Origin of the sequence: Spirosoma oryzicola (assembly GCF_021233055.1) — a bacterium.
Classification (GTDB): domain Bacteria; phylum Bacteroidota; class Bacteroidia; order Cytophagales; family Spirosomataceae; genus Spirosoma; species Spirosoma oryzicola.
Map to the genome: position 1 here is coordinate 3,688,405 of NZ_CP089538.1, position 12,814 is coordinate 3,701,218.

Below are 12,814 nucleotides of genomic sequence, written 5' to 3' on the forward strand. Positions count from 1 at the left end.
AGGATTGACACGATTATCAGGATGAACAGGTAAACGGCATCCTGTCAATCGTGTCAATCCTGTCTACTAAATGGTCAGTTTTATTAGACAGAAAACGGCGTAATTGATCATATCCATATAATTGGCTTCAACGCCTTCCGATACCAACGTATTTCCCTGGTTGTCTTCAATTTGCTTGGTGCGCAAAAGCTTCATCAGGATAATATCCGTCATCGAACTCACGCGCATGTCGCGCCAGGCTTCACCGTAGTCGTGGTTTTTTGCGAACAACAGATCAATAACCCGGCCAATCTGCTCATCGTACAGTTTGTCGAGTTCGTCGGTGGGTATGTCGGTGCGCGAATCGGTCAGCAGATGAAGCTGAATAAGCGCCATTACGCAGTAATTAATGATGCCAACAAATTCGGGTTCAATGCCTTCGCCCACCCGGTTTACGCCCGTTTCCTGCAACGTCCGAATACGCTGCGCTTTGATGTAAATCTGGTCGGTGATACTTGGCAGTCGTAAAATCCGCCAGGCCGTACCGTAGTCTTTATTTTTTTTCAGGAATAAATCTTTGCAGCGTTGAATGACGTGCCGATATTCGGTTTCCGTATTTTGCATAGTCCTCAGTCAACAGCCAACCGATCCTAGTTTGTTAATGCCGAGCAGCTAACAACCTGAACTGACGACTATCGCCTATTTTTATGCCGAAAGTTACGAAAAAAACCCTGAACTGCCGGGGACGACTTGTGTCATTGGACACGCCTGTCGTGATGGGTATCCTCAATGTCACCCCGGATTCATTTTTTGCCGGTAGCCGGATTTCCCTTGACGAAACTGTTGACGTCGCTCAGAGAATGCTGACCGATGGCGCAACGTTTCTGGACATTGGTGGTTATTCGACCCGCCCCGGTGCCGCCGACATAAGCCCCGTCGAAGAAGCCGATCGGGTCCTGCCCGTTATCGAAGCTATCCTGGACAGCTTTCCCGATGCGTTGATTTCAGTTGATACCTTCCGGTCGTCGGTAGCAAAACAGGCCGTTGAGTCGGGAGCGGTACTTGTCAATGACGTAGCCGGGGGTACGCTTGATCCGGCCATGTTTGAAACGGTTACTGCTTTGGGTGTCCCGTATGTACTAATGCACATGCGAGGTACACCCGCAACCATGCAATCCATGACAACGTACCAGAATCTGGTGACTGACGTGATCGATGAACTAGCCATCCGACTGGCTGAATTACGGTCGTTCGGTCAAAAAGACATTATCATTGACCCCGGATTTGGCTTTGCAAAGACGCCAGCACAAAATTTTTTGCTCCTTAGCAACCTCGATTCGTTACGCCAATTTGATGAGCCTTTACTAGTCGGCTTGTCGCGTAAAACGACCATTTGGAAAACCCTGGATATCAGTGCTGATAAGGCACTAAATGGCACGACCGTTTTAAATACGGTTGCGCTCACCAAGGGGGCCTCTATCCTACGTGTTCATGACGTTCGGGAGGCCGTCGAAGCCATAAAATTAACCCAACATCTAAAATTTTTTTAGCACAACTCTTGCGTTAAAAAAAACAAACTCCTACTTTTGCATTCCCAAACGACAACGACCTGTTTGCAGTGAGGGAAATGATTTGGTAGCTCAGCTGGTAGAGCAATACACTTTTAATGTATGGGTCCTGGGTTCGAATCCCAGCCGAATCACAAAAGCCGCTCAATTGAGCGGCTTTTGCTATTTTATAGCTATCGCCTACGGGTGTGCAACTAGCTAGGTATTTATGCCCATCAGCTACGAATTACTCACAAACGTTACCCGCCAATTACCATTCACGACTCTGATGCATTCGAATGATTGAGCACGAAATGCCCCCGTTGGTATAGGCGAATGATGGTCATCCCCCTTTTCTCTTACTGCTCTCTCTTACCATTTGGTATCCTAGCACAGACGTAATCAATTCTGTGGCCGAGTTACGACTACAGTTCATGAATTTGGGTAGCATAAAGCGCGCGCTAAATCTTACCATTTTACCAGTCTAGAAACCGCGTTACACTTACTCAAGACCAGGTCTTTATTCGCCATTTTTCGTAGCTCGATTATTTAGAATCAAGCTAAAAACCAATACATATATTCATTTTTTAAGAAAATCTAGAAACGAATTCATAATTAACGCCGTTTACTATTAAATTCTGGCAAAGCTGATTTTTACCAAATTTTTTTAGTAGTATATTGCGTGACTTTGTCACAAACGCCCGTCAACTCGGCTGTCAACTTCGCATTAAATTACCGGCCGGTACGTTAGTTAATTTAGAATTTCCCAATAAAAGCTGCTATTTTTTGTAATTCTGATAATCAGAAGGCTAAAAACGGCAGCATAACCCAACGCTGTTACGACCATGTCTGATCAGGTTGACCAATTCGATGACTACCAGGGACAATCCTGTCTACGTTCATCTAACCAAGGACTATTCAGTCCGGAACTATCTAATCCTGGCCGATCCGGTTCGGAACCATCCAGTCCAGGACTCTACCGTTCGGAATTCGAACACGATAACTGCGGCATTGGCTTTGTGGCCCACATTAAAGGCCGGAAGTCACACCAGATCGTGTCTGACGCTCTCCAGATGCTCCGGCGGATGGAACACCGGGGTGCTGTTGGCGCTGAAGCGAATTCGGGCGACGGAGCAGGTTTGTTGATTCAGATTCCACACGAGTTCTTCGTGGACGAAACCCGCAAACTTGGGGTTCATCTCCCACCAGCGCTTGAATACGGCGTCGGTATGGTTTATTTTCCGAAGGATGTCTGGCTCCGCGAAGAATGTCGGGCCATTCTGAACCGGAACATGAAGAAGCTGGGGCTGGAATTACTCTGTTACCGTGTGGTACCGGTCAACAACAGCGATTTGGGCAATGGTTCGCGCTCTGCCGAGCCGCAAATGGAACAGGTGTTTATTAAACGCCCATCCGATATTACAAACGCTGACGATTTTGAGCGGAAACTTTACATTCTTCGTAACTACAGTACGCGCATCATCAACGAGACTGTTGCCGGAGTCAATCACTTTTACTTTTCGTCGCTGTCCTGCCGTACGGTTACCTACAAAGGTCAGCTGACAACGCTTCAGCTAGAGCCTTACTTTCCGGATCTTCAGCAGGAAGAAGTTGTTTCCGCGTTGGGCGTTGTGCACTCCCGGTTCTCGACCAATACATTCCCATCCTGGAAACTGGCTCAGCCGTTCCGCTACATCGCTCACAACGGCGAGATCAACACGGTACGGGGTAACGTCAACTGGATGAAAGCCGCCGAAGGTCTGCTCGAATCATCGAAGTTTACGAAAGACGAGATGGACATGCTGCTGCCCATCTGCGATCCGAAACAATCCGATTCGGCCAACCTCGACAATGCCATTGAGTTGCTGGTCATGAGCGGGCGGTCACTGCCGCACGTGATGATGATGCTCGTCCCCGAAGCCTGGGATGGCAATGAGCACATGGATCCCGTTCGGAAGGCGTTTTACGAATTCCACGCGGCTTTGATCGAACCCTGGGACGGCCCGGCATCGATCTCGTTTACAGATGGACGCATTGTCGGCGCTACGCTCGACCGTAACGGATTGCGCCCTTCCCGGTTCTGGGTTACCAACGACGATGTCGTAATCATGGCATCGGAGGTGGGTGTACTCGACATCGACCCGGCCAAAGTGGTCTCGAAAGGTCGCTTACAACCCGGCAAGATGTTCCTGGTTGATATGGAGCAGGGCCGCATTGTTTCCGACGAGGAAATCAAAGCAGAGATCTCTTCCCGCAAGCCGTACCAACACTGGCTGGACGAAAACAAAATTCGCATCTCGGATCTGGAAGCGCCTATTCGGACGTACCAGAAATACGATCCTGCTAAATTATTGCGGATGCAACAGGCGTTCGGCTTCACGTCGGAAGATCTGCGCATGATTCTGGCCCCGATGGTCGAAACGGGCAAAGAAGCACTTGGTTCGATGGGTACCGACGTACCGCTGGCGATTCTGTCGGAGCAGAGCCAGCACATGAGCCATTATTTCAAGCAGTTGTTCGCGCAGGTGACCAACCCGCCGATTGACTCGATCCGGGAACGGTCGATTATGTCGCTTATCTCATTTGTTGGTGCTACCTACAATTTGCTCAGCGAATCGCCGGAACATTGCCGTCAGGTCGAGTTGGATCAGCCGGTATTGACGATTCAAGAGTTCGACAAGCTGCGTTTCATTGACAAGCCGAAGTTCCAGGCCAAGACGTTGAACTGTCTCTTCACGGCTGATGGCAACGGTAAGTCGCTGGAACGCGCCCTTGACCGGATTTGCCGCTACGCCGAAGACGCTATTCAGGACGGTTATTCGATTCTGGTCTTGTCTGACCGGGCTATCGATTCAAGCCACGCTCCGATTCCGTCATTGCTTTCAACGTCGGCCATTCACCACCACCTGATTCGTCAGGGTCTGCGGGGTAAAGTAGGCATTGTTGTCGAAGCGGGCGACGTTTGGGAAACTCACCACGTAGCAACGCTGATTGGCTACGGCGCGTCGGGCGTGAACCCGTACATGGCGTTCGAGACAATTGCCAACATGAAAGAAAAAGGCTTGTTGCAGGTTGATTACGACCTCGATAAGCTTTACAAAAATTACATCAAAGCGGTCAACGGCGAATTGCTCAAAATCTTCTCGAAGATGGGTATTTCAACGTTGCAATCGTACCAGGGGGCCATGATTTTTGAGTGCCTTGGTTTGAATCAGGATGTTGTCAGCCGCTATTTTACGGGTACCGTTTCGCGGATCGGCGGTATGGGCCTGGACGAGATTTCTCGCGAAATTCTGGTTCGCCACTGCCTGGCGTTCCCCGACAAACCAGTAGCGGCTCCTCGCCTGGAAGTTGGTGGAATCTACCAGTGGAAGCAACGGGGCGAAAAGCACATTTTCAACCCTGATACGATCCACCTATTACAACAGTCGACGCAGAAGAACGATTACTCGCTCTTCAAGAAATATTCAAAGCTCATCAACGATCAGACGCAGAAAGCAATCACGCTGCGTGGTCTGTTGAAGTTCAAGAAGGGATCGGCCGTTCCCCTCGACGAAGTTGAGCCGATTGAAAGCATTTTCAAACGGTTCGCTACGGGTGCCATGTCGTTTGGCTCGATTTCGTGGGAAGCGCACACAACGTTGGCGATTGCCATGAACCGGATCGGCGGCAAAAGCAACTCGGGCGAAGGTGGTGAAGACGAACTCCGCTACAAGCCACTGGCAAACGGCGATAGCATGAACTCGGCTATCAAACAGGTTGCTTCGGGCCGGTTTGGCGTAACAAGTTACTATCTGACGAATGCCCAGGAGTTACAGATCAAGATGGCGCAGGGTGCTAAGCCCGGCGAAGGTGGTCAGTTGCCCGGCTTCAAAGTAGACGACTGGATTGGCCGTACACGCCACTCGACGCCCGGCGTAGGTCTGATTTCGCCCCCACCGCACCACGATATTTATTCGATTGAGGATCTGGCGCAGTTGATTTCTGATCTTAAAAACGCCAACCGGGCCGCTCGGATCAGCGTTAAACTGGTGTCGGAAGCGGGTGTTGGTACGATTGCCGCCGGAGTAGCTAAAGCCCACGCCGATCATATTCTGGTTTCGGGGCACGATGGCGGTACGGGTGCTTCTCCCCTGTCGTCGATTCGCCACGCAGGTCTTCCCTGGGAGCTCGGTTTAGCTGAAGCACACCAGACTCTGGTTCGTAACAAGCTGCGGGGCCGGGTAACGGTACAGACCGATGGGCAGATGCGTACCGGTCGCGATCTGGCCGTAGCGGCTCTGCTCGGTGCCGAAGAGTTTGGCGTAGCCACAGCGGCTCTGGTAGCTACGGGCTGCATCATGATGCGGAAATGCCACCTCAACACTTGTCCGGTGGGCGTTGCAACGCAGAATAAAGAGCTTCGTGCCTTATTTACAGGCAAGCCTGAACATGTCGTTAACATGTTTACGTTCCTGGCAATGGAACTTCGCGAGATCATGGCTGAATTAGGCTTCCGTACTGTCAACGAAATGGTCGGTCAGGCACAAATGCTTGAACTCCGTGACGATTTACCGCACTGGAAATTCAAAAACATCAACCTCGATGCACTGCTGTACAAAGAGCCAACCAACCTGGATGTGGCACTCTACAAGCAGGAAGAACAAAACCACTACCTGGACGACGTTCTTGACCGCAAGTTTATCAAGGCCGCCAAGCCAGCATTAGAATCAGCAGAATCGGTTTATGCCGAGTTTACGGTGCAAAATATTGACCGTAGCATCGGTACTATGCTCTCGAACGAAATCTCGAAGAAGTACGGCGGACCGGGTCTCCCCGAAAGCACGATCCACGCCAAACTGCGGGGTACGGCCGGTCAGAGCTTTGGCGCATTTGCCACGAGCGGTATCAAACTTGAACTGGAAGGCGATGCGAATGACTACTTCGGGAAAGGTTTGTGTGGAGCGCAACTGATTGTTTATCCAGACCGGACCGCTCAGTTCAAACCCGAAGAAAACAGCATCGTCGGTAACGTGTCGTTCTACGGCGCTACTTCAGGTGAAGCGTTTATCCGGGGTATGGCGGGCGAACGGTTCTGTGTTCGTAACTCGGGTGCCAAGGTAGTTGTCGAAGGCGTGGGTGACCACGGTCTGGAATACATGACGGGAGGACTGGTCATCATTCTCGGTCAAACGGGGCGCAACTTTGCCGCTGGTATGTCGGGTGGTGTGGCTTACGTCTACGATCAGGATGGTACGTTTGCCTCGAAGGTCAACCCTGAAATGGTTAGTCTGGAAAGTCTAACAGACGAGGATCAGGGTATTCTGCGGGAGTATATCGACAAGCACTTTCAATACACGACCAGTAATGTAGCGTTAGCGCTCATTCAGGACTGGGGGCAGCAGGTTAGCCGGTTTGTGAAAGTCATGCCAAGCGACTTCCGCAACGCACTGGCGGGTCGGGGTATCTCACTGGCCGAGCAGATTCGGGATAAAAATGTAGTTTATCAAGACATTGTTGTGGATGTGACGCAGGGATAACTGCGAAGTACTATGGGAAAACCTACCGGATTTTTAGAATTCGCCCGTGAATTGCCTAAAAAGCGCGAGCCGCAGCAGCGTATTCACGACTATAAGGAAATTGAAATGCCGTTTTCGGAGCAGGACTCTCAACGGCAGGCAGCCCGCTGCATGGACTGCGGTACCCCATTTTGCCACAGCGGCTGTCCGCTGGGCAATATCATACCGGAGTTTAACGATGCCGTGTATGAGCAGAACTGGGCTTATGCGTACGAGATTCTGAGCACGACGAATAACTTTCCTGAATTTACGGGTCGTATCTGTCCTGCTCCCTGCGAAGCTTCGTGCGTATTGGGTATTAACAAGCCGCCCGTTGCCATCGAGTTTATCGAAAAATCAATTGCTGAAGTGGCTTTCGAGCGTGGTTATATCACACCCAAACCACCGAAGGTTCGGACCGGGAAACAGATCGCGGTTGTTGGATCGGGTCCGGCGGGTTTGGCCGCTGCGGCTCAGCTCAACAAAGCAGGTCACACCGTAACGGTATTCGAGCGCGCCGACCAGATCGGTGGTCTATTGCGCTATGGTATTCCTGATTTCAAACTAGAGAAATGGACTATCGACCGTCGTTTGGCGGTCATGGAAGCCGAAGGTATCACGTTCAAAACCGGCGTTGACGTTGGCGTCGATGTGAAAGCGCAGGATTTGATGGATCAGTTCGATCTGGTTATGCTGACTGGCGGTTCAACCGTTCCGCGCGATCTACCTATTCCGGGCCGTGATCTGAAAGGCGTTTATCCAGCAATGGAATTCCTTAGCCAGCAAAACAAGCGTAACGCCAGCCTACCTGTACAAGTCGACCACCGGGGCGTTCCTTATGCCGATGGCGAACTGTTGGCAACGGATAAAAACGTCGTTGTTATTGGTGGTGGCGACACAGGTTCTGACTGTGTGGGTACATCTAACCGCCACGGAGCAGCCAGCATTACTCAAATCGAGTTAATGCCTATGCCACCGAAAGAGCGCGCTACCAGCACACCCTGGCCCAACTGGCCAATGATGCTTCGCACCAGCACTTCGCACGAGGAAGGTTGCGAACGCTACTGGTCGATTAACACAAAGGCGTTCATCGGTGATGAAAACGGCAATCTGAAAGCTTTACGTCTGGTCGATCTGGAATGGAAAAACGAAAACGGACGGATGCAGATGGTTGAACAGCCCGGCTCTGAGCGTGACATCCCCTGCGAGTTGGCTTTGCTGGCGGCTGGTTTCCTGCATCCCCAGCACAACGGTTTGCTGGACGATCTGGGTGTTGAATACGATGAGCGGGGTAACGTAAAAGCAACCAATTATCAGACGACGACCAATCCGAGAGTGTTCACAGCGGGCGATATGCGCCGGGGTCAGTCGCTGGTCGTATGGGCTATTTCTGAAGGACGGGAAGCCGCTCGCGCTGCTGACTGTTACCTGATGGGCGAAACCCTGTTGGAAGGCAAAACCGTTTCTCTGTTGGCCGAAGTATAAAATACGAGAAAAGTCCTACAAGAAAGGCCCCTGGTTTCGATCAGGGGCCTTTCGTTTTTATTTCTCAGCAATTACTTCAACCTCGACCAAGACCTCGTCACGGGCAATTTTGGGTATGCTTTTAATCTCGGCAATGCTTGGCGCTCCCTGCGTGAAGAACGTAGCGCCAACGCTATTGACCTGCTGTGATACAGCCGAATTGACCTGCGTGGTCGTTCCTTTGACGTGGTAGGTTACCTGTTTCACGTCACGCAACGTTAACCCAACGGTTCCTAAAGCAGTCTTGATGTTTTCGAAAACCTGCTGCGTCTGCGTGGTCAGATCGCCGGGACCAACCAGCTCGCCATTGGCGTTAAAAGGACGCTGGTTACTGACGTATACTTGCCTTCCCGACACGCCTGTTTCTACTTTGTACAGATAGCCGGTAGGCTGTTTGGGCTCGGTTTGCGCCTGCACGAAGGTGGCTGTAAGTGCGCAAAACAGAATTGCTAGACAGTGTTTCATCAAGGTATAGTTGGTTTTAAAGCATAACAGGTTCTTCCTTTTCATCGAAGAAAAGGTAATTCAAAAAATCGATGTACGGCTTGATGATACGGCAACCGCGTACAACTTCTTCCGCAAAATTGGCTTTCATTACTTCCTTATCGGTGTACCGATGGACGAAAAACAACTCTTTACGGCGTAGTAAGTCGATTTCGGGGTGATCAGCCGAATAACCCTTGGGCATCACTTTCAACACTTCGCCGTGTATTTCCGGGAAGTAAGCTTTGAACTCGTCGGCTTCGATAATCTGCTTCAGTTCGTCAACATTATAATCGACCTCCTGACGAAATTTAGCCAGATTAGCTGGTGTCGGCTGCCACATACCTGCTCCTAGAAATGACTGGTTACCTGGCTGAATTTGTACATAATAATCGATTCGGCCTGAGTGCCGACCACCGGGACCAATGGCAAACGCCATGTTGGATTTGTACGGTGCTTTATCTTTAGAGAAGCGAATGTCGCGGTTGATCCGAAAAATGCAATCCTTAACGGCGGTGTTAGCCAAGGGCTCAAACGAGCTTAAATCCGTCAGCACCTGCTGTACAACCCCGCACAGTTCATTTTTAGCTGCATCGTAGCGAGCGCGGTTTGTCTGAAACCATTCGCGATTATTGTTTTGAACGAGATCGCGCAGAAAGTCAAAGGTCGGTTTGGTAATGACCGCATTTGAAGATGATTTTGTTGCCATAACTAACCAAAGATAAACAATTGTAGGCAACATCAATGAATAGACAGTACGGTTTCCGGCGAAAATTTATAACGCGACACCGTACAAAAATGATCGTTACTCAATCCGAGAAGGTTACTTTTTGTTTCGATTAATGTACACTCTACACGCTTACAGCACCAGAACGACAGGCGCTTCTAGGCAACTTGGTATGCGTTGCTTCATCCTACCTAATACAGTGAATAATAGATTGATAATCAGCTTGACTACCAGCGATGATTCCCGTAAATTCGGTTAGTTCTCACTAAACCGCTTACGACAATGAATCTGTTACATCGCATCGAGCACTGGGGCGACACGCATCACCCCGCCTGGACAGACGCCCTTCGTATTATGCTGGGTATTGTTCTGGTTCTGAAAGGAATCAGTTTCATTAGTGACACTACGTATCTGACGCAACTGGTTGGTGGTCTGCACTTCGATTTATGGTCTGTGATGGCCGTACATTACGTCGCGTTCGCGCATTTGATGGGCGGATTCCTGATACTAGTCGGCTGTATGACCCGATTGATGGTACTGTTTCAGTTGCCCATTCTGATTGGTGCTGTCTTTTTCGTCAACATCAGCCGGGGCTTTTCGACATTAAATTCTGAACTCTGGCTTTCGCTGATTGTCCTGACGCTCTTGCTGTTATTTCTGGTTATCGGTTCAGGTCGGTTTTCGGTCGATGAGTATCTGAAACAAAATGCCCGCTGACCAGTTAAACTCCCATTACTCAACTAACAATGTTATGGCAGACAAGACCCTCGAAAAAGTCGAAGAGGAATACAAAGATCAGCGAATCACTGGTAACCAAGATAACGGTACCGCACATGGTTCGAAAGGCAATGGCCGGAGTTCAACATCGCACAAGAGCGCGAAGCATTCTAAAGGAGGAAGCAGCGCAGGACATGCTAGTGGCGGTAGCAAAGGCGGGCACAGCAACTAGACAGCAAAATCGTTTCTGCTATGACCCTGTTCGTTAAATACTACTCTCCGCAGAGTGGCGGTGGCAATAGCCACAAGAATCAAAAGGAAGAAGGCAAAGCGGGGAAATATGGCAGCCATCAGCGCTCAACCAAAAAGACGACGGAGAAAAACGATCCCGACAAAGTTGAGCAGACGAAAAGCAACGCGAATAGTGTCGATTAATAACAAAGAAGGCCCGTCATGGACGGGCCTTCTTTGTTAAAAGATATAGCGGATCTGACACCAAGGAATTTCATCCTGAACCAGTCGCTCAAACACAGCGATCATCTTACTCTTTAGCTGGTGGTCGTAGCGAATGTTCCAACCACCGTATTGACTAACCTTGCTTTCCTGCAATTCGGGCACCCATAACAATTCCTCCGCTTTCGGATTAATGGCCAGATTGGCCTGGTGCTGCCCCTGGTTGTGTGTCAAGAAAATTACTTCGCATTTGAGCTGCTCCCTAACTTCGGGCCGTAACGCGGAATCGAGTTGACGAAACAACTCCCGATAATCATTTCGCCACTCTTTACCACCGTAAACGATAACCGGCGAAAAATTGACGTGCACTTCATAACCGGCATCGTAAAAATCGTTAATGGCGGCAATGCGCTTTTCAATACTGTCGGTCCGAACATCGACTAGCTTGCTTACATGCGGTGGCAGGAGACTGAACCGAATGCGTACTTTTCGCTTCGGATCAAAATCAAGCATGTCTCGATTGACAAACTTCGTCGCAAATGTTGCTTTGGCACGCGGGTGATCACGGTAAAAGGCCAACACCTGCTGTACACCATCCGACAAACTATAGTCGAGAGAAATGTCCGAATTACAGCCAATATCGTAGGTATAGTAATCAGGATCGGTTTGGTTCGCGGCTTTCGGCCAAGGCTGGCTCATCACGTGCTTATCAACCGTTGCCATAATCTCGTCAACGTTGGTGAACAGCGTTATCGGATTTACTTTCTTGTGGCGGTCAACATAACAATAGGCACAAGCGCCAAAACACCCGTTTGCCAGACTCGGCGCGATAAAATCCGAGCTTCGACCGCTCCACTTGATATCCTGTGATTTAAGCTTTCCCAGCACCAGCACGTCCGACTTAACCTTGAAATGGTTCATTCCCAGTTCGGGCAGACGATTATGCTGCTTTATTTCAAGCGTCTCAGCCTGAGGAAACTGAGCCAGCACAGCTTCTCCCTGCTGGTTCATTGCATCGGCTGTATACAAGATAACACTTGGCTGAAAATCAGGCATAAAAGGGTCGTTGAGTTAGTACATTAATAACATCGTAAAGCACTATATGGTTCAGCATTCTTCACAGATAAATAATTCACTTACAGACAGTTATGATAATAAAAATTAATTCTACGACCGAGATCACAGCGACAATATAAGAAAGTATATAGTCAGATTATGACGCATTTTTCAACATTATCACCAACAAAACCGATTTCAATTTTTGACAAAACGTAGGCACTAATACCCGTAAACATTAGGTACAGACGGGTATAAACACCATAAAAAGAGCTGCTCATACGGAATTGAAACACAAAGAATCTTGGTATTCGCCAAGATTCTTTGTGTTTATCCAGCCCATTTTTGTACGTCAAATCACAAATACTATGAAAAAACAAGCTCTTTTAAACCGTATTTCGCAAGGATTCATCCTGTTATCCGCAATTGCTCTTTTATCCGTCAGTGTCATGGCCTTCTCAAATCCGCAGTCGGTAATGGATTTGGTACGTGTTCAGTTGACGAATACCGATGCTTTTAGTTCAATCCGTGGTGTTTACGGCGGAGTGGGCCTTACACTGTTTATTAGCCTGCTTTATCTGATGGTTAACGACACCCGAAAAGGGCTGGCCTTTTTAAGTCTGCTGTGGGGCTTTTACGCCTTGTCACGCACAGTCACCATTTTTAGCGAAGGAGCACTCGGCGACTTTGGCAAGCAGTGGTTAATCACCGAATCGGCCTTATGCCTGATAGCGGTTGTTCTGCTTGTCACAAACCGCAGAACGCCAGTTCTTAACTAAACCGTTCTAAAA

At 49.4% G+C, this 12,814-nt stretch carries 11 protein-coding genes and 1 tRNA gene; 8 read left to right on the forward strand and 4 right to left on the reverse strand.

What is annotated here, in order from left to right; genetic code table 11:
• Positions 1-66: 66 nt before the first annotated feature.
• Positions 67-603 (reverse strand): DUF1599 domain-containing protein, encoded by a 537-nt coding sequence (locus LQ777_RS15650; RefSeq protein WP_232558868.1) that lies wholly within the window; start codon positions 601-603, stop codon positions 67-69.
• A gap of 83 nt (positions 604-686) precedes the next feature.
• Here LQ777_RS15650 and folP point away from each other — a divergent pair, with 83 nt between their 5' ends.
• From folP to LQ777_RS15670, 4 genes are all read left to right on the forward strand, one after another.
• A complete protein-coding gene (gene folP, locus LQ777_RS15655; RefSeq protein ID WP_232558869.1) occupies positions 687-1,529 on the forward strand; it encodes a dihydropteroate synthase in 843 nt (280 codons plus the stop codon).
• Between the two features lie 79 nt (positions 1,530-1,608).
• Positions 1,609-1,681: transfer RNA gene (locus tag LQ777_RS15660), tRNA-Lys, on the forward strand.
• Between the two features lie 690 nt (positions 1,682-2,371).
• Positions 2,372-7,045 carry a glutamate synthase large subunit gene (gene gltB / locus LQ777_RS15665; RefSeq protein ID WP_232558870.1) on the forward strand — a complete coding sequence of 1,558 codons (4,674 nt, stop codon included), beginning with the start codon at positions 2,372-2,374 and terminating at the stop codon, positions 7,043-7,045.
• 12 nt (positions 7,046-7,057) lie between these two features.
• Positions 7,058-8,548, forward strand: a complete 1,491-nt coding sequence (locus LQ777_RS15670; RefSeq protein ID WP_232558871.1) for a glutamate synthase subunit beta — start codon at positions 7,058-7,060, stop codon at positions 8,546-8,548.
• Positions 8,549-8,605: 57 nt separating this feature from the next.
• Here LQ777_RS15670 and LQ777_RS15675 read toward each other — a convergent pair whose 3' ends face one another.
• Entirely contained in the window at positions 8,606-9,052 is a 447-nt protein-coding gene (locus LQ777_RS15675) for a RidA family protein (RefSeq protein WP_232558872.1), read from the reverse strand.
• 16 nt (positions 9,053-9,068) lie between these two features.
• A complete protein-coding gene (locus tag LQ777_RS15680) occupies positions 9,069-9,779 on the reverse strand; it encodes a DUF2461 domain-containing protein (RefSeq protein ID WP_232558873.1) in 711 nt (236 codons plus the stop codon).
• Positions 9,780-10,079: 300 nt separating this feature from the next.
• On the opposite strand from LQ777_RS15680, the gene LQ777_RS15685 reads away from it, so the two are divergent.
• From LQ777_RS15685 to LQ777_RS15695, 3 genes are read left to right on the forward strand one after another with little or no spacing between them, the layout of a single operon-like run.
• The gene (locus LQ777_RS15685) at positions 10,080-10,514 is read left to right on the forward strand and encodes a DoxX family protein (protein ID WP_232558874.1); all 435 of its coding nucleotides are present in this window, start codon (positions 10,080-10,082) and stop codon (positions 10,512-10,514) included.
• Positions 10,515-10,548: 34 nt separating this feature from the next.
• On the forward strand, positions 10,549-10,746 hold the full coding sequence (locus LQ777_RS15690; RefSeq protein WP_232558875.1) for a hypothetical protein: 198 nt from the start codon (positions 10,549-10,551) through the stop codon (positions 10,744-10,746).
• Positions 10,747-10,766: 20 nt separating this feature from the next.
• Positions 10,767-10,949: a hypothetical protein gene (locus LQ777_RS15695; RefSeq protein WP_232558876.1), complete on the forward strand. Its 183-nt coding sequence runs from the start codon at positions 10,767-10,769 to the stop codon at positions 10,947-10,949.
• A 36-nt stretch (positions 10,950-10,985) separates the two neighbouring features.
• On the opposite strand, the gene LQ777_RS15700 is transcribed toward LQ777_RS15695, so the two are convergent.
• On the reverse strand, positions 10,986-12,023 hold the full coding sequence (locus LQ777_RS15700; protein ID WP_232558877.1) for a spore photoproduct lyase family protein: 1,038 nt from the start codon (positions 12,021-12,023) through the stop codon (positions 10,986-10,988).
• Between the two features lie 368 nt (positions 12,024-12,391).
• Here LQ777_RS15700 and LQ777_RS15705 point away from each other — a divergent pair, with 368 nt between their 5' ends.
• Positions 12,392-12,802: a DUF4345 domain-containing protein gene (locus tag LQ777_RS15705; RefSeq protein ID WP_232558878.1), complete on the forward strand. Its 411-nt coding sequence runs from the start codon at positions 12,392-12,394 to the stop codon at positions 12,800-12,802.
• Positions 12,803-12,814 lie beyond the last annotated feature (12 nt).